This is a genomic window from Myxococcaceae bacterium, assembly GCA_016000045.1.
Taxonomy (GTDB): domain Bacteria; phylum Myxococcota; class UBA727; order UBA727; family JABDBI01; genus AER2-1.
The window spans coordinates 44,612-62,871 of the sequence record JAECQY010000008.1 but is presented as its reverse complement, the minus strand read 5'-3'; the positions used below and the strand labels follow the sequence as shown (position 1 = coordinate 62,871).

General features: G+C 49.3%; 17 protein-coding genes. 8 read left to right on the top strand and 9 right to left on the bottom strand.

Going from position 1 to position 18,260, the window contains the following annotated elements:
• The first annotated feature begins 15 nt into the window (after positions 1 to 15).
• A complete protein-coding gene (gene dnaX, locus I8H75_05425) occupies positions 16 to 1,542 on the top strand; it encodes a DNA polymerase III subunit gamma/tau (protein ID MBH2006760.1) in 1,527 nt (508 codons plus the stop codon).
• On the opposite strand, the gene I8H75_05420 is transcribed toward dnaX, so the two are convergent.
• A complete protein-coding gene (locus I8H75_05420) occupies positions 1,539 to 2,153 on the bottom strand; it encodes a DUF3788 family protein (protein MBH2006759.1) in 615 nt (204 codons plus the stop codon). The genes dnaX and I8H75_05420 overlap by 4 nt on opposite strands.
• Before the next feature lie 78 nt (positions 2,154 to 2,231).
• Here I8H75_05420 and I8H75_05415 point away from each other — a divergent pair, with 78 nt between their 5' ends.
• From I8H75_05415 to I8H75_05385, 7 genes are all read left to right on the top strand, one after another.
• On the top strand, positions 2,232 to 2,975 hold the full coding sequence (locus I8H75_05415) for an FKBP-type peptidyl-prolyl cis-trans isomerase (protein ID MBH2006758.1): 744 nt from the start codon (positions 2,232 to 2,234) through the stop codon (positions 2,973 to 2,975).
• 122 nt (positions 2,976 to 3,097) lie between these two features.
• Positions 3,098 to 3,718: a LysE family translocator gene (locus tag I8H75_05410; GenBank protein MBH2006757.1), complete on the top strand. Its 621-nt coding sequence runs from the start codon at positions 3,098 to 3,100 to the stop codon at positions 3,716 to 3,718.
• A gap of 75 nt (positions 3,719 to 3,793) precedes the next feature.
• On the top strand, positions 3,794 to 5,029 hold the full coding sequence (locus tag I8H75_05405) for a hypothetical protein (protein ID MBH2006756.1): 1,236 nt from the start codon (positions 3,794 to 3,796) through the stop codon (positions 5,027 to 5,029).
• Positions 5,026 to 7,758: a hypothetical protein gene (locus I8H75_05400; GenBank protein MBH2006755.1), complete on the top strand. Its 2,733-nt coding sequence runs from the start codon at positions 5,026 to 5,028 to the stop codon at positions 7,756 to 7,758. Before I8H75_05405 ends, I8H75_05400 begins: the two co-directional genes overlap by 4 nt.
• Positions 7,759 to 7,860: 102 nt before the next feature.
• Positions 7,861 to 8,925 carry a hypothetical protein gene (locus I8H75_05395; protein ID MBH2006754.1) on the top strand — a complete coding sequence of 355 codons (1,065 nt, stop codon included), beginning with the start codon at positions 7,861 to 7,863 and terminating at the stop codon, positions 8,923 to 8,925.
• A gap of 59 nt (positions 8,926 to 8,984) precedes the next feature.
• The gene (gene rsfS, locus I8H75_05390; GenBank protein ID MBH2006753.1) at positions 8,985 to 9,329 is read left to right on the top strand and encodes a ribosome silencing factor; all 345 of its coding nucleotides are present in this window, start codon (positions 8,985 to 8,987) and stop codon (positions 9,327 to 9,329) included.
• Positions 9,317 to 9,730 (top strand): 23S rRNA (pseudouridine(1915)-N(3))-methyltransferase RlmH, encoded by a 414-nt coding sequence (locus I8H75_05385; protein ID MBH2006752.1) that lies wholly within the window; start codon positions 9,317 to 9,319, stop codon positions 9,728 to 9,730. Before rsfS ends, I8H75_05385 begins: the two co-directional genes overlap by 13 nt.
• A gap of 102 nt (positions 9,731 to 9,832) precedes the next feature.
• Here I8H75_05385 and I8H75_05380 read toward each other — a convergent pair whose 3' ends face one another.
• The 8 genes from I8H75_05380 to I8H75_05345 are packed head-to-tail and all read right to left on the bottom strand — an operon-like array spanning position 9,833 to position 18,194.
• Positions 9,833 to 10,384, bottom strand: coding sequence for a hypothetical protein (locus I8H75_05380; protein MBH2006751.1), 552 nt, complete (start codon positions 10,382 to 10,384; stop codon positions 9,833 to 9,835).
• A 2-nt stretch (positions 10,385 to 10,386) separates the two neighbouring features.
• The gene (locus I8H75_05375; GenBank protein ID MBH2006750.1) at positions 10,387 to 10,902 is read right to left on the bottom strand and encodes a hypothetical protein; all 516 of its coding nucleotides are present in this window, start codon (positions 10,900 to 10,902) and stop codon (positions 10,387 to 10,389) included.
• Between the two features lie 26 nt (positions 10,903 to 10,928).
• A complete protein-coding gene (locus I8H75_05370; GenBank protein ID MBH2006749.1) occupies positions 10,929 to 13,889 on the bottom strand; it encodes an efflux RND transporter permease subunit in 2,961 nt (986 codons plus the stop codon).
• Entirely contained in the window at positions 13,870 to 14,826 is a 957-nt protein-coding gene (locus I8H75_05365) for an efflux RND transporter periplasmic adaptor subunit (protein ID MBH2006748.1), read from the bottom strand. The genes I8H75_05370 and I8H75_05365 overlap by 20 nt, the downstream gene beginning before the upstream one ends.
• Positions 14,823 to 16,232 (bottom strand): Asp-tRNA(Asn)/Glu-tRNA(Gln) amidotransferase subunit GatB, encoded by a 1,410-nt coding sequence (gatB, locus tag I8H75_05360; GenBank protein ID MBH2006747.1) that lies wholly within the window; start codon positions 16,230 to 16,232, stop codon positions 14,823 to 14,825. Before gatB ends, I8H75_05365 begins: the two co-directional genes overlap by 4 nt.
• The gene (rnpA, locus tag I8H75_05355; protein MBH2006746.1) at positions 16,201 to 16,518 is read right to left on the bottom strand and encodes a ribonuclease P protein component; all 318 of its coding nucleotides are present in this window, start codon (positions 16,516 to 16,518) and stop codon (positions 16,201 to 16,203) included. Before rnpA ends, gatB begins: the two co-directional genes overlap by 32 nt.
• 16 nt (positions 16,519 to 16,534) lie before the next feature.
• The gene (rpmH, locus tag I8H75_05350; GenBank protein ID MBH2006745.1) at positions 16,535 to 16,684 is read right to left on the bottom strand and encodes a 50S ribosomal protein L34; all 150 of its coding nucleotides are present in this window, start codon (positions 16,682 to 16,684) and stop codon (positions 16,535 to 16,537) included.
• Positions 16,685 to 16,730: 46 nt separating this feature from the next.
• A complete protein-coding gene (locus I8H75_05345) occupies positions 16,731 to 18,194 on the bottom strand; it encodes a glycerol kinase (GenBank protein MBH2006744.1) in 1,464 nt (487 codons plus the stop codon).
• Between the last annotated feature and the right edge of the window lie 66 nt (positions 18,195 to 18,260).

The window sequence follows — 18,260 nt, the reverse complement described above, 5'->3', positions numbered from 1 at the left end:
TTAGGCTTCTACAACATGAATTATTTGGTGCTTGCCCGGAAGTGGAGACCTCAACGTTTCTCAGAAGTTGTGGGTCAGGAAGTGATTGTTAAAACGCTGTCTGCAGCGCTTACATCGGGTCGTATAGCACATGCCTTTTTGCTCACTGGAAGCCGGGGGGTTGGGAAAACCACGGTGGCTCGTCTTTTGGCAAAGGCTTTGTCTTGCGAAAAAGGAATGTCCCCAGACCCTTGTGGAGTCTGCTCTGTTTGCCAGGATATTGCAGCTGGATCTTCAATCGACGTGATCGAGATTGATGGAGCGAGCAATACGGGCGTAGACGATATTCGAGAACTTCGTGAAAACGTACGTTACCAACCGGCGAGAGCGCGTTTTAAGGTGTTTATCATCGATGAAGTTCACATGCTGTCGAGTAGTGCGTTTAATGCGCTTCTGAAAACCTTAGAAGAGCCGCCTGCGCACGTGAAATTTATTTTCGCAACGACCGAAGCGCATAAAATTCCGATTACGATTCTCTCTCGTTGCCAACGTTATGATTTTAAGCGGATGGCGGTTTCAACGATTGTTTCGCATTTAAAATCAATTTTGGAGAAAGAGTCTCTTCAAATGGATGATGCAGGCTTGATGTTGATGGCTGAAAATGCCGATGGCGGTATGCGCGATGCTCTCAGTCTGTTGGACCAAGTGCTCAGTTTTTCCGGTACGAGTGCATCGCTTCAAGATGTGACCGAAATTTTAGGGCTGATGGATCAGCAGGCGATTTTAAAGGCTTCCAATGCCATTCTAGAAGCCAAGCCAAGAGAGGCTCTTGCGGTGATTGAGACGGCTAGCTCGGCTGGTTTTGATTTGCGCCAGCTTGCTAATGGCGTTGCGACCGAGTTTCGCCATCTGTGTATTTCAAAAGCAGCTGGAAGCATCCAAAATTTAGCCGACTTGACGAAAGAGCGCGTGGATCAGATTGATGAAACCGCAAGATTGCATGATGCATTCGATTTGCAGCGTTTATTCAAGATGGCTTTAGAGGGCATTCATGAGATGGGCTTATCCGAACGCCCCAAGATGCAGCTTGAGCTTGCTTTCGTTCGGATGGCGGGAAGGCCTCAGTTGAGTCAGCTCTCAGAGGTTCAAGAGGCCATCGCGCGTCTTGAAAAACTGGGCCAAGTGCTTCCTCAGCCCACTCAAAAAGCAAAAAAGAGTAGTTGGCAAGACTTTGTGAAACACCTGGGGCAAAAAATGCCGATGGTGGCGCATCATTTAGAGCACGCTCGATTGCTGGCAAACGGGAAAATGGAGTTTGATCAAAAGCTTCACTTCACGCGTATCCAAGAGGCCTGTCAAGAAAGCGAATTTCGGCAACTCTTTCAAGAGGCCTTCGACCAGCTTCCCAGTGCTGTTTTAAGCGAAAGCATTCACGTGGCTCGCGAGACGCAGGCCAAGCGTGACCAGGAAAGCTTGGAAGAACAAGCTCGAAATCATCCGACCGTCCAAAGAGCCTTGTCGATTTTTGGTGGCGAAATCAAGGCCGTCAAGAAAGACGCCTAACCTCGTCCAGCTCGTAAAATATCTTGGATGGAGTAATTTTCAGGAGGTCCTATCTGAATAGGCTCTTCTTTGGGTTCGCTCGCTTTAGCCGCTTTGCGACCGGGTTTTCCTGGCTCTTTGACCGGCCCAGGTTCTTTTCGTTTGATTCGACCCGGGAGTGGTGGGGTGTCTTTGGGAACGGTTCCATCCGTGGCGAGGGCTCGCAGTTTGCCATCCACCAGCGATAAGAAGGCTTCCAAATCTCCGCGTGTCGCCAACTGGGCTTCGATCCAACGCAGAGGGCCTTTCTTGGGAGTCATCTCGTAGAGCCCACGAGCACGCGGGCTGAGGTCCTGATCTTTGTCTAGAAACATGCCGACCTTGTCGCCGACTCCGACCAGCCCCATCAGAGGATTTTGAGCCAGATAAATTCCACAGACGGTGACTTCTGCAATGCAAAAACGAGGAGCCCAGCCGCTGGAAGGGCCGTACCAATACATTTCGGGATAGAGTTTTCTTTTGGTCAACTCAGCCACGGTCTCCTGATAGCGATTCCAACGATTTCCAAGGATCTGAGCAAGCGATTCATCCGTTGGAATGAAATCTTTATCTTTTAGCGGGCTTTTTGCCATTTCCGTATTTTGGCACGAAATCAGGCTTTTGTAAAACACAGAAGTGTGCTTTAATGCCCCCTTTGGAGGAGAATTAACATGTTGAGACTTGTTGGTATGTCGCTTGTTCTCGCGGCGTTGTTGGCCTGTAATAAAAAGAGCGGCGCGTCTGTTGCATCGAGCGATTTGAAGACCGAAATTGAAAAAGTAAGCTACATCTTGGGTTATAGCACTGGAAAAAGTTTCGCCGAGCAATCGGTGGACGTGAATCAGGAGATCTTTGTTCGTGCGCTTAAGGAAGGTTTGACCAAAGACAGTCAACCTGCTCTAAACGAAGAGCAAATGCGTGAAGTCATGACGACTTTCCGTACCAATTTGATGGAAAAGCGTAAACAAGAGGCCGAAGAAGCCGGCAAAAAGAATCAGAAAGAAGGAGAAGAATTCTTAGCTAAGAATAAGACGGCTGAGGGTGTTGTCACGCTTCCAAGCGGTTTGCAATACAAAATCGTCAAGGCTGGAAGCGGTGAGAGAGCAGGGAAAGAAGACAGTGTCACGGTTGAATACACCGGGAGCTTGTTGGATGGAAAGACTTTCGATAGCACCAAGACGCGTGGAAAACCGGCCACTTTCTCTGTCGGGAATACCATTCCTGGTATGGCGGAAGCGCTTCAGTTGATGCCCGCGGGTTCGGAATGGGAATTGTTTATTCCTGCGAACTTGGCTTATGGAGCTCAAGGCGTTGGTTCGTCGATTGGCCCCAATCAAGTGCTGAAATTTAACGTTCAGGTCATTTCGATTGAAAAAGGCAACGCAGAAGCCTCTAAGGCACCTGCCAGAAGATAGTCTCTCGCTAACCCGAGTGGACTCGAAAAAGCCAGAGCTTGCTCTGGCTTTTTTGTTTGAATCGCTTCAAAATGACAACAAGTTGCAAGCAAGCGCTGTTCTTGCTATCTTGAACCGCTTCTATGGTTTGGCACTTATCACCCTTGATACAAGCGTTTCTCATTGGACTCGTGTTGGCTGTCCCGGTCGGGCCGATGGCTTTGCTGTGTATTCAGCGTACCCTGAGATTTGGATTTTCGGTTGGATTGGCGACCAGTATCGGTATTTCTTTGGCCGATGCTCTTTATGGACTCGTCGGGATTCTAGGCTTGTCTGCGGTATCGCAATTTCTGTTTCAGTATCAGATGCTCCTGAAAATCAGTGGAGGTATTTTCTTGGCGATTTTGGGAACTCGCATTCTGCGCGAATCTCGTGATCTTAAGAAAAGCGGCATTGTGCCGGAAAACAAAGGTTTGTGGGCTGCTTTTATTTCAGCGTTTATCTTAACCTTGAGCAATCCCATGACTGTGTTGGCTTACGTGGCGGTGATGGCAGGGGTTCAAATGGATTCACACGGCGTGGATCAAGCTCTGATCTTAGCTGGGTCGGTTTTTTGGGGTTCTTTGCTGTGGTGGGTTTTTCTCAGTGGCTTAGCAGCTTGCCTAAAATCCAAACTCGAAGACCGCCACATGCACGCGGTCGGAATGGTCTCAGGAATTTTGTTGATTGTTTTTGCGGTATTGATTGTTTTAAGCGCGTTCTGAGTCCAAATCGCCAGCGAAAAAGAATTTCCCAAGGGTTGCTTGCAGCGAAGTTGCCTTTTGGCCTAGCGTGCCAATATGCGAATTCGCTCGATGGTGATCACTTGGCTACTGTTTGCTTGGGGAAGCGTGAATTGTTCTCGCAACGCATCCCAGCCTCCTGCCCCCTCTTCTCATAACGCTTGTGCGGTCGATGCCGATTGCCTAGTCGCGGGTGAAAAGTGCAACTTGTTTTTAAGCAGCTCGAAAGGCGGACAATGCGGGCAACCGTGTACTGTCGGTGGCTCTTGTGCCGCAGCCTGGGAAGTGTGTAGCCCCATCACAGGGCTTTGTGAGCCGAGGTGTTTGAGCAATGCGGATTGTGCTTCCATTTATTATGCAGGGGCTAGTCCGGTGTGCGTGACCCATGGTTCCAGGCAATATTGCGCGAATCCGGATAGCACCGGGAATGCTACCTGTACTTCGCCTGTGAACACGGTGGCGAAAAGCTCGAACGGGTTTTGCAAACACGCCTGCGGTAGCGATTCAGATTGTTGGGCTACGGAAAGCTCACAACGTTGCGATGCGATCACAGGAACCTGCGAGCTGCCTTGTGCAACCGTGGGAAGCAAGACGGTTAATTGTTCACCTTCCAGCAGCTACACACAGACAGGCTCAAGCTCTCAAACCCAAGTATCGACTACCTGCAGTTCCATGACGGCAACGTGTGTGCCATCTTGTACCCTAAGCAATGGAGCCTCCAGTGGGTGTGCAACCGGAGGTTTGCGTCAAACCTGTTATGTTTTAGGCAGTTCGGAATCAGGAAGCTGCGAGATGGGCTGTGCTGGAAGCGTGAACCAAAGTACCACGCATTGCTTGAGTCATTTTAGCTGCTCGGAAACAATTTGCCAAAGCCAGTGCCAAACCTCGTCTGACTGTATGACATGGAATCACCAAGCTGTTGGGCGAACAACTTGTGATTTGATCGATCGAGTCTGTCGAATAGGTTGTGATCCGCGTGCGGAAACGGGGGTCTGTGGTTCAGAGGGTTTGCAATGCAGCTTGATTACGGCAACGTGCATGGAACCTTGCTCTACTGCGAATGCTTGTGAGTCAACAGCGGTGCGAAATACCTGTGCTTATGCTCGTGGAGCCTCAAATGGAACGTGTGAAAAATCGTGCACAACGCGAGGAGATTCATGCGGTGATTCAGCCATTTGTGAACGCCAGGCACAATTTGGTGCCGCTGGTTATTGGTGTCAAATAGGGTGCTCTGAGGGTCCATCGCTATGTCCGATCGGGACAACGTGCCAAGCAGGAGTGATGTGTCAATGAAAATAAGCTTGATTATTTTGGCGCTTAGTCTGTTCGGCTGTTCGGAGAGTCGAAGGGATCGAAGCCTTGCTGCTGTGTGGCAAGCCAAACAGCTTAGGGCGAATTCGAGTCCTGATTGCACCAAAACGAGTGATTGTTTGAACGGTTCGCTGTGTAACTTCCAGTTCCCCGGGACACAGCCTGAGACAGGAACTTGCCGGACGGCGTGTTTGAGCGCAGGAGAAGTAGGAGGCTCGTGCGCCGCAGCAGAGATCTGCAGCCCCATGACAGGAACGTGTGAGCCATCTTGTAACAATAATTACCCACCCTTCGGAATCAACAACACGGTGAATGCGACTCCTGTTTGCAGTTCGAATTCGGTGACCACAGGCTGGGGGCAATTGAGCTCTTGCTCAAGCGCATTGGATTGCGGTACGGGCCTGGTTTGTAACGGTGGAATTTGCGCTGTGCCCTGTACCGGGAATTCGTCAGGGACCTGTCCTGCTCCAGGTTATGCGCAATGTGTCAATGGCGGTTGTAGCTGGAATACGTGTGCCAATGGCATCGGCTGCAGACTCGGTCAAGCGTGCTCTGCTGAAACGGGTTCGGGCTACTGCGTCCAGTCAAAAGCAACCTCCACCTGTGGAGATGGGGTCGTGCAGCCTTTGTCAGAAGCCTGTGACGAGGGAGCGCTTGGGCTGAATTGCAGCACGAATACGGATTGCCCAAAGGATTGGACTTGCCCCACGGCGAATGGAATTTGTAAACCACCCGCAAATAACCCGAGCGCTGGCAACGGCCAAGCCGGGCACTGCAGTGCGACTTGCCAACAAATTTGTGCCGTTTACGTTGATTATTCAGCAGAAGTGAATGCGAATGGTAGCAGTTGGGGGATGGCTGCCAATTCGATCAATGGGACCCATGGTGCTTTAAGCCTATTGAGCGGCTCGGCTCCGACCAATCCAGAACCCACCTGTGTGGGCAATGCAATTTCTTCTGCTTATTGGATTCCAGCAACCGACGCGACGGATACGCGAGGCAGTCAATGCCCTTGTGGGTATGGTATTTGGGTGAAGAAGGGTGTCTCTACGCAGGCTGAAATCTTTCCGATATCGATTCTCCATAGTTTGGCGATCTACGGCGGCTTTTCCGGAACTGAAGATTCACCAGCGGATCGTCAAGGTGCTGGTGAGGCGCTTGGTAAAAATGTTCCCAGTATGACCGTGGTTCAGGGGTCAGGCTCCCCCATCTTGAGTTTCAGCAGCGGTACGATGACACTGGACGGTTTTCAAATCAATCATGGAACCGGGGGGCTGGTTGGGGCATGCACTGGAGAAGCCCAAACTTCTTGTCAGGCGGTGGCCGGTTGTATTTGGAGCGCTGATTCGAGTACGTGCTCAGGGACGCCGCTTGGAAATGCGGGAGGAATGACGATTGCGAATGGAACAACGGCCAATTTGAAGAACTTGCGTCTGAGTGCCAATACCAATCTGAATGGCAACGGCGGAGCGATAGCGAACTATGGAACTACCACCTTGACTCAATCTGCGCTGAGCATGAATACGGCCCAGGCTGGTGGAGGGATATACAATGGTGCCGGTGGCCAGCTGACGGTTGTTCAATCGACGTTTTTTGGAAACGGAGCCGTCAGTATCAGTGGACCCATTGATTGTCCTTCAGGGGGTCGTTGTCCGTATGGCTTAATCTGCCCGAGCGGTGGGGGAGCGTGCTCGAATGGCTCTTTCAGTCCAGCGCCGTCTTGCGCAAGCAACGCTGAGTGCCCGGGAGGAACAACCTGCTCATCGGGGACTTGCACCGGAACATTTACGAATCCGAGCGTATTCACTGCGTTGGGCGGAGCCATCTTCAATGCCGATTCAAACCACGTCTTGAATCTATACGGAGTCAAATTTAACGCCAACTATTCGTATGGCAATGGAGGAGCGGTCTATACGAGTTCAGCCGCCGATATGGAAAGTTCTTTATGGGTTGGAAATTGGGCTAGTAACGCGGGTGGAGGAGTGTATCTGGCGAGTTTGGGGTCGAGCTCAACGATGAATAATCTCACTTTTATCAACAACTCTGCTTATAACCAAGGAGGAGGAGGTATTTACGATGTCGGTAGCAACGCTCAATCCAATCTAAGCAACACCCTCTTTCGAGACAATCGAGGATTGTATCCGATCAACAATAGCAACTATCTGGAGTGGTATGGAAACCGTGCTTCTGGGGCGCTTCAAATTAATTCCATTGCTTCCGATCTGAATGCTCCCACAGCGAATTCAATGTCTACAGGTCAAGGTGGAAACAAGATGACTCTGAACTACGTCGATCTGTGCCCCATCATGTCGTATCGCTATAACACGGGCTCCGGTTTAAGTAGCGGCGGTACATGCGATGGTGTGACCGGTGCGAATACGAATGGATTGGTTTGTGGCTTGCCCAATCCGGCGCTTCAATCGACAATTTCAGAAAACGTGACGGCAGGAGTGAACGCGAATTCGGCAAATAATACCTGCAGCCTTGAAGCAGAGCTGCTCGATTGCAGCCCACCGCTTTATCGCAACTGCTCGCCTATCTCAGGCAAAGCGATTTCGGGTGCGCCGATCAGCCATCAATATGCTTTTGATCTGAACGGATCTCCTGTGAATGGGACACTTCAGCTGGGAGCTTATCAATCTCAATGTGGAAGCCAGTGGGATTGCCCAAGTGATGTGCCTAACTGTGTCGCAAATACGTGTATTCGCTAGAGCTAGCTTTTGATCGCAGAATGGACTGCTTTGGGTTGCGCGGTGATGCATCATCATGCCACTGCGATTGATTTTGAGTATCGACTCGCTGTAAGTTGGATCATGTCAAAATGGTTGCTTGGTTTGATTCTGATTGCGATCGCATCGTGCAGTGTGGAAAAATCGAAACTTGAAGATGCAAGTCTTTCTTGCGCCGAGTCAAGTCAGGGCTATCTTTGTGTGAATGGATCCCTGACTCCGCAATTGGATGGGATGTGTCAAACATCGAATGATTGTCCGCCGCCGTACAATCAGTGCGATGAAAGCAATCGTTGCCAAATTCAGGCAGCTCAAGCAGGTTCCAATCAGATTTGGTTTGCAACGGATCCGATTCGTCCAGGGATTCATTCGGGCGATGCCCCTGGTCCATCGGGAACCGGTTATATCTACAACATTATGGCGAAGGGCTACGAATCTTTAGACGATTGGTGCATGAGTCAGGCGCAATTATCTTCCATCGGAAGCATGCGAAAAGTAGCTTCTTGGACAGCGATGGTTTTAGCTCAACCGGATCGCCTGGGAGCTACAACGGGAAATAGCCCATCGGAGGGATTAAATCGATTTAATGCTTATGGATTGATTGCATGGCAAGGAGGAGGAAACTTTTTCGGCCCTGATTCAACATCTGGGCAATTTTCTTCTGTGAATAACACCCTTCAAGACAGAAACGGGATTCCGGCTTCCAATGCCAATCAGTTTGCTGCCTGGTCGGGCTTGTATCGAGCGCATCCTGGAGAGACTGCGTTAATGTGTGTGGCTTTGGCCAATTCAAAATGCGTGGGCGGAGATGCTGGAGCTTCCAGTGATTATTGGGGCCAGTGCGGCTTTTGGGATGCAATTTGCAGCCACGACAACCCTGGGAGCCAAAATACGATGGATGTATCAACCGTATGGTGGGGGTATCAATGCGGCGATTCGAATGCATGGTCGAATTCCGGCTCTCCAAGCGGCTCTCCAACCGAGAACGATGTCAATAACAATGGGGGAATTTTTGCTTTGACCCCAGCCAATTGTTCTCCTACTCCAGGGTTTGATTTTTTGGTGACTTGCAACTACGACAGTCCAGTCGCTGATCTGGTGGGTTCATTTTGTTCCAATGCACACCCGATACTGTGCTTGAGCCATTGAAAAGGCCAGAATTTCGTTCCCCTCTTGTCGCATTCGAAGCACAGGGTTAGTGAAGGCGGATGCAATCTTTGGAAATCGCTCAAAAAGCTGCTTTTTTCGCCAGTGAAAAAAAAGCAGAACGCACGATGATTCTGGACCTTCAAAAAGTAACCAGCTTTACGGATTATTTTGTCATTTGCGAAGCGCCCAGCGAACGCCAAGTTCAATCGATTGCGAGCAACATCAAAGAGGAACTTGGTAAGCAAGGTGTTCGACCTTTGAGCATCGAAGGTTTTGAGCAAGGATCTTGGATTCTGTGCGATTTTGGCGATATTGTTGTTCACGTATTTTTAGATTCGGCGCGTCAAAACTATAATCTTGAGCATTTTTGGCGCGAAGCCGAACAAGTCTCATGCGATTTCTGATCGCAACGGCATTTGAACATTCGAAAGACCCTTTTGAAAATCTTGCTCTGGATTACATCAAACGTACTCAGCCGCTTTATCGCCCTGAGCTGAAGCAAGTCAAAGCAGACAAATTACTTCCCGTTACGGAACGATCCGTTCGGGTGGTTTTCGATGAGACCGGTATTCTTCAAGATTCGGTCCAATTTGCCAGGCAGCTTCAAAAGTTCCTGGAGCAGGCGAGGCCGGTAGCGTTTTTGATTGGCCCACCTGAAGGGCACAATCCGCAAGTTCGCAGTGCGGCTGACAAACTCTGGTCTCTCTCCAAACTCACGCTGCCTCATAAGATGGCTCTTTGTGTTTTGGCAGAACAAATCTATCGTTCCGGCGAAATCCTACGGAACGGTCCTTATCACAAATAGATGGAGCCCACGAGCAACGATGCCTTTGACCCCAGCCCAGCGTCTGTTGCTTTCAGCAACCTCCTTTGGCTGGGCTGTGGCACCTAAACCCCTCACGGGGCTTTATCGGTCGAGAGTCAATGTGCTGCTGCCGACTTCTGTTAGCACCAGAACTTGATCCGGAGAAAGGTCTAAACGGAGGTCAAAGTCGACGAATGTAGGAACCGTCAAACGAAGAATGGCTTCTGGAGAACTCGCCAGAAGTTTGAGTTGATGCTGTGCTTTGATTTTTTGAATCGCTTTGTCTCGAAGTTCGTCCTGCTGATGAGCCGCTAAAGTCAAGGGACGCCCCAGAATTTTAAGCGCGATTTCATCGATTATTTGTTTGAGAGGCTCTTTGAGATCTTCGCAATGATGGTTGCGTTCAACAAAAATAGAGAACGCGAATTGAGAGACCTCATTTTGGCCTGCTTGGATGCCGTCCGAAAGGCCGCGTTGTCGGCTTTGGCTCGCTTGTGTCAAACCCTCTTTCGCGATTTGGCTCTTGGTTTCAACCGCGGCTTTGAAAAGAGATTCAATTTCTTTTTGTTCTTTGTAGGCAGCGCCTTTGATGACCCGTGAGCGAGGTGTCCAAGCGGGAAGAGTCTCACCGGTATGTTTGATGATTCGAACCATGATTAAAGTCCTAGGGCACGGCCGATTTCTTCAATTTGAGTTTTCAATTGAGCATCGATCACGCCTGATTCGGTTTGAAGAATGAGCCCTTGGGCAATGTGTTTGTCTTCTCGAACATCGATGTCTTTGGCTCGTTGCATGAGATTGACGAAGCTGGCTTTTTGCTCACGCAAAAGAGGCGCTGTTTTAGGGTTCACTCGAATCCGGACTTCTTGAGCGTCTGGAATCGTCGCCAAAGCGGCTTGGGTGAATTGAAGAAACGATTCCGTTGAAGATTCAAGTTCGGCTTCGATCAACTCATGGGCTGTGCTGAGCGCAGCTTTGAGCAGATCTTGAGATAGTTCAGAGGCATAGAGGTTTTTTAGTGTTTCCAGTTTTTCACGATAGGGTTCGGATTGGTTTTCCCCCTCTTGGAGTCCCTCTTCGTAGGCCTGAACGGCGCGTTTTTGGTTTTCTTCTCGAAGAGTTTGTTGTTCCTGTAGAACAGTTTGCTTGGCTTTGTCTAATTTTTCACCCACAAAAAACCTCCGGATCCTTTTCGTATTTAACTTGAATGGCGTGTGCTCTTCAAGTTGTTATTCCGATTGGATCTGCCCCAAAGGCGATAAAATGCAGGCAATAGATACAAGGTCAAAACCGTGCCTAGGCTCAGACCGGAAACCAGCACGGTACCGATGGAACGCCTGGCTTCAGCGCCAGCTCCTGTCGAGAGCATGAGTGGAATGGCTCCCAGAACCATCGCGCTGGTGGTCATCAGGATTGGCCTGAATCGAAGACGAACCGCTTCATCGATAGAACCGGTCTGATTGGCAAAATCCACGAGCAGAATGCCGTGCTTGGAAATTAAGCCAATCAACGTGACCAAACCGACTTGCGTAAAGAGATTAAGCTCCTGTCCGCTCAACCAAAGAGTGAAAAGCGCTCCAAAGGATGCCAGCGGCACGGTGGTTAAAATCACCAGCGGGTCGATAAAGCTTTCAAACTGGATCGCGAGGATGCCATAGATAAAAATGAGCGCGAAAAGCAGCAACCAAAGAAAGGTTCCGGAAGATTCGAGCCAATTGCGGGCGGCGCCACGAAATTCATAGGAATAGTTTGGCGAAAGTGAATCTTCGAACTGGGCTTGAAGCGCTTCGATGCCATCGCTTAAAGTTTTTCCTTTCTGAAGTTGTGCGCTTAAGGTAGCCGAACGGAGTCGATTGGTGTGTTCAAGCGAGAGAGGTTCGCTCTGAGCTTCCAGGGACATAAAGGTGCTCAGCGGAATGCGCTCTTGGTCTGCGTTGAGAACTTCCACTTCATGAAGGTTGTCGGAGGGTTCAGCTCCTTTGAGCCAAACTTTGTATCTGAGCCCATCGCGGTAAAATTCGAAATTTTCGTTTTGATCAAAGAAGACCCGCATGGTGTCGGCTGCTTCGTGAAGACTGACCTTCAGCAATGCCATTTTGGCGTGGTCAACCTGAGCACGGTAGCCTAGCGAGTTGAAATCCAAGTTGGAAGTGACTTCTTTCAAGACTGAACTGGACTCTAATTTTTTTCTGAGTTTCTCGATTTCTTGATACAGCTCTTGATAGGATTCGGTGGTTTTAATCGTCACAGAAATAGAAGCCCCCTTGGAATCTGCCTCAAAACCAGGCAGGCCTGTGTCCCAGTTCCATACGTGCGTCGTGATGCTCGGAATCTTTTGGAAAGCTTCTCGGAGTTGATTGGCAATCGTCTGTGAACTTTCAGAACGGTGAGCGTGTTCGACCAACGCAAAGCTGTACCCAGTTCCCCAAGATGGATTGGAGTAGAGGAATCGATTTTCAATATTGGGATTTTTTTGAACCATGGCTTCGATCTGCTGAAAATACGGATTGAAGTCTTTTAAACTAAGCGTTGGCAAACTCTCGACTTGAACTCCGACAAAACCTCGATCTTCGATCGGAACGACGCGTTTGGGGAGTTGGTAATAAAGGTATCCAGAACCCATCAGCAGCAAGGCAGAAATCACGGAAACCTGCTGAGTCGAAAATGAGCGAAGCGATGGTAACTTGAAAAATATCTGGCTGGTTTGAGCTTTCAAAAGCTTGGAGCACATCCAAGGAGAGAGGGTCAGTGCCACAATACCCGATACGATCACCGCTGCAGCGAGCGTGACACCAAATTCAACGAGAATCTCTCCAATCAGGCCACCGGACAGAACAATCGGGGCGAATACTGCAGCCAGAGTGAAAGTCATGGCGATGATGGCAAACCCGATTTCACTGGAACCTCGAATCGCTGCTTCTTTGGGATTGAAACCTTGTTCAATCGAGCGGTGAATGTTTTCGAGAACAATAATGGCATCGTCTACCACCAGGCCAATCGCCAAAACAAGCGCCAGCAATGTGAAGGTGTTCAGGCTAAAGCCAAAAAACTGAGCGATTGCGATGGCGCCCAACAGGGAAATGGGGATCGCGACCAAGGGAATCAAAGTCGCCGAAGCGCTTCGTAAAAATAAAAACACCACCAAAAGAACGAGCAGCGAAGCTTCTAAAATGCTGAAAGCAAGGCTTCTCAAAGAGTTCTTAACGAACTTCGACCCGTCGTACGCAAGGTCGAGTTTAACGTCCTTGGGCAAGGTCTTTTGAATGGATGGGAGAAGGGCACGAACTTCTGTGGAGATAGAGAGAGGATTTCCATCTTCGGCTTTCGAAAGACCTAAAAATACGCTGTTGATTCCATTGAATTGATTGAGCACTTGGTTGTCTTCTCTGAGTTGAACGGTTGCGATATCGCGTAGATAGATCACTTCATTGTGTGTTTGTTTCACCACAATGGTTTCAAAATCTTCGGGAGACTCGAGCTCCAATCGAACTGTGATCGGAAGGGTGCCTTGGATTTTCCCCGATGAGAAAGAGACTTGGCTATTTTGTAAAGCGGTGAAGATATCCGAGATCCGCACCTTTCGACCCGCCATTTTGGCTCGGTTCAAAGAAATTTCCATCCTGTACGGGTTTCCGTTGAGCTGAATGGAAGAAACTCCAGAAACGCTTTGCAGCTGGTTCTTAACATGGAGGCGAGCTAAATGAGTCAGTTCAGCGGGCAAGTGTGTTTGGCTGGTTAAAGTTAAGAAGAGGACTGGACTGCGATTCTTTCCTTCCTGTTCGATATAGGGTTCTAAAACCCCTCTTGGCCACGAGGCCTTCACGCGAGATACCCGATCCCGTACCTCCATGAGAGCCTGTTCAATCGAAGCGGAAGCTTTGAATGAAATCCAGGTTTCGCAGTAACCGTTCCCAATCTCCGATTGAAGCGACTCAACTTTTTGAATTCCGCTTAACGCTTCTTCTAAATCGAAAGCAAGGGTGCTCTCAACAACTTGCATGCTGGCACCCGGATAAACAACGCCGATTTTGATTTTGGGAACCGAAATTCGAGGATACTCAGACACGTCCATGGCCTGATAACCCAGGACACCGAGTAGTAAAATGAAAGCATTGAGAACGATCGCAAAGACAGGTCGGTTAATAAACAGAGTCGTCATGATTTAATCTTCGGGTGCCACGAAGCACAATTTCATCGCCCATTTTTAGACCTGATAAGATTTCAATCCGATTTTTAGAACGTTCACCCGTCTTGACGGGGGTTAAAAGTGCTTTTTGATGGACGACACGGTACACATAGGAAGTACCGCCTTTCAGAAACACGGACTCGAGCGGGGCCGAGATCGAGTGGGTTTTGTTGGGCAATGCGATCGAGACCGACACTTTGGTTCCGATGGTGCAACCTGTGCACGAGTCTAATTCTGCCTTGGCATAAGCAACTTGCGTTTGGGGATTCAGTCGATTTTCGAAAGAAGTGATGCGCCCTGAGTTGCCTTGAACCGATACGGGTAACCCGATTCGCATCGAGGGCAGCAGAGATTCGGGTACGGAGAAATAGAGCGTGAAAGATTGCGCATCGTAAACGGTGACAATCGCAGAGCCCGCCGAGACGTAGCTGCCCGCTTCGGCTCGAAACAATCCGCAGGTTCCGTTAAAAGGAGCTCTCAATTCGCTGTCGGATAAGCGAAACTCAAGTTCTCGATAAGACTTTCGAGTGCTTGCAAAATCATTCTGGGCGCTTTCCAGATCTTTTAAGCTAAAGTCGCCTTGATGGTAGAGTTTTTGAGCTCGCTCCAACTTATTTTTCTGGTTTTTAAGTTGAGTGCTGGCATCTTGCAGCGATTTCCGAAGGCTTGAATCCTGATCCAATCGAGCGAGCAAGGCTCCTTTCTTGACTTGAGAACCCTCCGGAGTGACAGGCGATAGAATGCCTGAAGCTTTGGAAATTAAGACCACCTCTTGCTTGGCTTTGAGAGTTCCGATGAGCGCAATAGTCTGAACAAACGGCGCGCTCGAGACTCGAAAGAGTTCGATTTTTTTGGGAGGAAGCTCTGCTTGAGCAGCTAAGCCAAAAAGGAGAAAACACAAGGCTTTCATGGTCTATCCAAATATTTTTTGAGAAGTTCTGAGCTCAGCGTTGGGTCTGCTTTGCCTTGAGTCTGTTTCATGACTTGACCGACAAAGAATCCAAAAATTTGCGTTTTTCCAGATCGATATTTCTGGATTTCAGAGGGGTGTTGCTCACAAATGGCTTCGATGAGTTTTTGAATCTGGTTCGTGTCACGTTGCATGCGTAGACCTTTTGCGTCTACGATTTGTTCCGCGGACTGCTCAGGGTGCGCAATGAGTTCTTCGTAAATGGTTTTAGCGATGGTACCTGAAATTGCTTTTTCATCGATGAGGCGCACCAGTTCAGCCAGTTGAGAGGGGGTGATACGGGGCTCAAGTTGCATTTCGTTAATGATCCAGTTCGCAACGCTTTTGGCATGGCTGTGCAAGCGAAGCGCTGATTCAAAGTAATCTGCGATTTTTTTCTCAACGATCAATACACCGGCGTCGTAGGCAGATAATCCAAGTTCGGATTGGTAACGGCTTTGTTTTTGCCATGGAAGTTCGGGTAAATTTTTATCAATTTCATCGACATAACCATCCGCTAAGATGAGTGGAAGAAGATCCGGGTCTGCAAAATAACGGTAGTCGTGAGCTTCTTCTTTGCTTCGTAAAGCTCGAGATTCTTTGCGGTTGGAATCCCATAGTCGCGTTTCTTGTCGGATCGCATGTCCAGCTTTCAGTTCCAGAGCTTGTCTTCGCGATTCGAATTCGACCGCTTGACCCAAAAACTTGATGGAGTTGAGGTTTTTGGTTTCGGTTCGAGTTCCAAACTCCGTCGAGCCTTTGGGTCGAATCGATACATTGGCGTCTGCGCGCATGGAGCCTTCTTGAAGATTGCCATCGCAGATTCCCAAATAAGTGACCAAAGCTCTTAAGGCTCGATAGGCCTCCATGGCTTCTTCGGCGGATCGGATGTCTGGGCGAGTGACGATTTCCAAAAGAGGGGTGCCTGCTCGATTGTAGTCCACATAACTGGAGTTCCCGCCTTCTACGTGAATGTTCTTCCCCGCATCTTCTTCGATGTGGATGCGTTCGATTCCAATGGTCTTGGGGCCTTCCGAGGTTTGAAAAGTCAGTTGGCCGGGTCCGCAGATAGGCTTGTCGTACTGGCTGATTTGATAACCTTTGGGGAGATCTGGGTAGAAGTAGTGTTTGCGGGCAAAAACGCTGGTCGTATTAATTTCACAACCCAGTGCAAGGCCCAGGCGAACCGCGAATTCGACTGCTTTTTGGTTCAAGACGGGCAAGGTGCCTGGAAGAGCAATATCCAGGGCATCCACGTTCACATTGGGCTCATCTCCATACTGATTCTTAGCGGGAGAAAAAAGCTTGCTTTGGGTGAGCAACTGGACGTGGCATTCAAGGCCGACGACTACTTCGTATTCCTTCATGGGCGAGTTGTATGTCCTTTTCTAAGTCTTGAAAAGAGGCATTAGCCGCATTGGGAAGAGCAAGAATCACGATATCTTGACGCTCAAACAGGTAGGGCCTCAGACGAGCGATGTGTCTTAAGCGCCTTTTGACCAGGTTTCGAACGTGCGCCTGTCCAACATTCTTAGCAACGGTAAGGCCAAAACGGCCTGGTTCTTTGGAATAGCGAGAAATGAATACCAGATTGGGAGTTTTATAGCGATGACCCGAACGCTGGATCCGCAAAAATTCATGACGCTTTTTCAAGCGCCTCTGAGCAGGACTATTTTTGGTAGGCAGATGGCACCAAACGTTTACGGCCTTTGGCTCTGCGTCGTTTTAGGACATCCCGTCCGCCCGCTGTTGCCATGCGAGCCAAAAATCCATGATCCCGGAGCAATTTGATACGGCTTGGTTGGAAGGTGCGTTTCATAAGTGGTGGGTAGGATGCAAAGCTTGAGAACGGTTGTCAATCGGGTCTAATGCCGGATCAGCAAACCCATCGCATGGGCCCATTTTCGAGCCAGCCTAGCGCGATTTTCTTCAGAGAGAAGAGGGGAGAAAGAAGTGGTATTTTCGAGAAATTTTTGTGCGAAGCAGGAATCTTGCAAGATTCCAGTCGCTTGTCCGGCGAGCAGCAAAGCCCCGAGAGCTGTTGTGTCTAAGAAAGATGAGCGTAGGCAGGTCAGGTTTGATAGATCAGCTTGCATTTGAATCAGCAAGTCATTGGAAGCAGCTCCTCCATCGACACGGAGAAACTGAATGGGGGTCCCTGAATCTTCTACCATGGCCTGAAGCATGTCTTGATTTAAAAGAGCGATTCCTTCAAGAGCCGCTCTCGCAAAGTGAGCGCGTTTGGTGTCGCGTCCGATTCCGTAAAAGAGACCTCTGGCTTCAGGTTTCCAATAAGGGGCCGCCAGGCCGGTTAAGGCCGGTATAAAGACTAGATCGGAACTGTCGCTCACTTGTTTCGCCAGCGTTTCGAGTTCATCGGCTTCTTGAATGAGGCCCAAGCCATCTCGCAGCCACTGGATGGCCGCTCCAGCGATAAAAGCCGAAGCTTCCAAGCAGTAAGTGGTTTCAGATTGGGTTTTCAACGCGATGGAGGTTAAAAGATTGTGCTTGGAGGCGACTGGCTTGGTTCCTGTATGAAGCAAGATGAAACACCCTGTTCCATAGGTTGCTTTGGCTTGGCCTTTTTTGAGACAACCTAAACCGTAGAGAGCGCTTTGTTGATCGCCAATCAGACTGGCAATCGGAATTCCATCGGGTAAGAAATCGAGGCCTCGGGTATGCGCGTAGACTTCTTGGCTGGACCGGATTTCTGGAAGAATCGCTTCAGGGACTTCCAGCATTTCGCAGAGTTCGGGATCCCAGTTGCAGGTCTTAAGGTTCATCAGCAGCGTTCGAGACGCATTGGTGGCATCTGTGGCATGCACAGCACCAGCGGACAACTTGTAAAGTAACCAGGTGTCTACCGTGCCAAATAAAAACCGACGCAGCGAGGGGTATTGTCGAAACAACCAGGTTAATTTGGTGCCGGAAAAATAAGGATCCAAGAGAAGCCCTGTTTTTTCTCGAATTCGGGGTTCTAAGCCGCGATTTTTTAGTTCGGTGCAGATGTCGAGACTGCGACGACATTGCCAAACAATGAGAGGATGTTGAAGGGTGCCGTTTTGATCAAAGATAGCCGTCGTTTCGCGTTGGTTGGTAATGCCAATGGCCCCAATCTGAGAAGGCTTTAAGCCCGACTGCTCTAGGCTACGTTGAACCGAGCATCGAACCGAATTCCAGACATCTTCTTCTCGATGCTCTACCCAACCAGCCTTGGGAAATATCTGATCAAAAGGAACGTTTTGTCGAGCGACAATACGCAAGTTCGAATCCGCGATGACCGAAGTAGTGCCTGTTGTTCCTTGGTCAATGCTTAAAACAAATTGCATGGCGTGGAACTTGTGGCATAAGCGTTGGAGAGCTTCAAGACATGTCCTACACAGCTTTTTACCAAA

Coding starts and splice junctions, on each gene's coding strand:
- dnaX (MBH2006760.1), top strand. CDS start 16: ATGAATTATTTGGTGCTTGCCCGGAAGTGGAGACCTCAACGTTTCTCA.
- I8H75_05420 (MBH2006759.1), bottom strand. CDS start 2,153: ATGGCAAAAAGCCCGCTAAAAGATAAAGATTTCATTCCAACGGATGAA.
- I8H75_05415 (MBH2006758.1), top strand. CDS start 2,232: ATGTTGAGACTTGTTGGTATGTCGCTTGTTCTCGCGGCGTTGTTGGCC.
- I8H75_05410 (MBH2006757.1), top strand. CDS start 3,098: ATGGTTTGGCACTTATCACCCTTGATACAAGCGTTTCTCATTGGACTC.
- I8H75_05405 (MBH2006756.1), top strand. CDS start 3,794: ATGCGAATTCGCTCGATGGTGATCACTTGGCTACTGTTTGCTTGGGGA.
- I8H75_05400 (MBH2006755.1), top strand. CDS start 5,026: ATGAAAATAAGCTTGATTATTTTGGCGCTTAGTCTGTTCGGCTGTTCG.
- I8H75_05395 (MBH2006754.1), top strand. CDS start 7,861: ATGTCAAAATGGTTGCTTGGTTTGATTCTGATTGCGATCGCATCGTGC.
- rsfS (MBH2006753.1), top strand. CDS start 8,985: ATGCAATCTTTGGAAATCGCTCAAAAAGCTGCTTTTTTCGCCAGTGAA.
- I8H75_05385 (MBH2006752.1), top strand. CDS start 9,317: ATGCGATTTCTGATCGCAACGGCATTTGAACATTCGAAAGACCCTTTT.
- I8H75_05380 (MBH2006751.1), bottom strand. CDS start 10,384: ATGGTTCGAATCATCAAACATACCGGTGAGACTCTTCCCGCTTGGACA.
- I8H75_05370 (MBH2006749.1), bottom strand. CDS start 13,889: ATGACGACTCTGTTTATTAACCGACCTGTCTTTGCGATCGTTCTCAAT.
- I8H75_05365 (MBH2006748.1), bottom strand. CDS start 14,826: ATGAAAGCCTTGTGTTTTCTCCTTTTTGGCTTAGCTGCTCAAGCAGAG.
- gatB (MBH2006747.1), bottom strand. CDS start 16,232: ATGAAGGAATACGAAGTAGTCGTCGGCCTTGAATGCCACGTCCAGTTG.
- rpmH (MBH2006745.1), bottom strand. CDS start 16,684: ATGAAACGCACCTTCCAACCAAGCCGTATCAAATTGCTCCGGGATCAT.
- I8H75_05345 (MBH2006744.1), bottom strand. CDS start 18,194: ATGCAATTTGTTTTAAGCATTGACCAAGGAACAACAGGCACTACTTCG.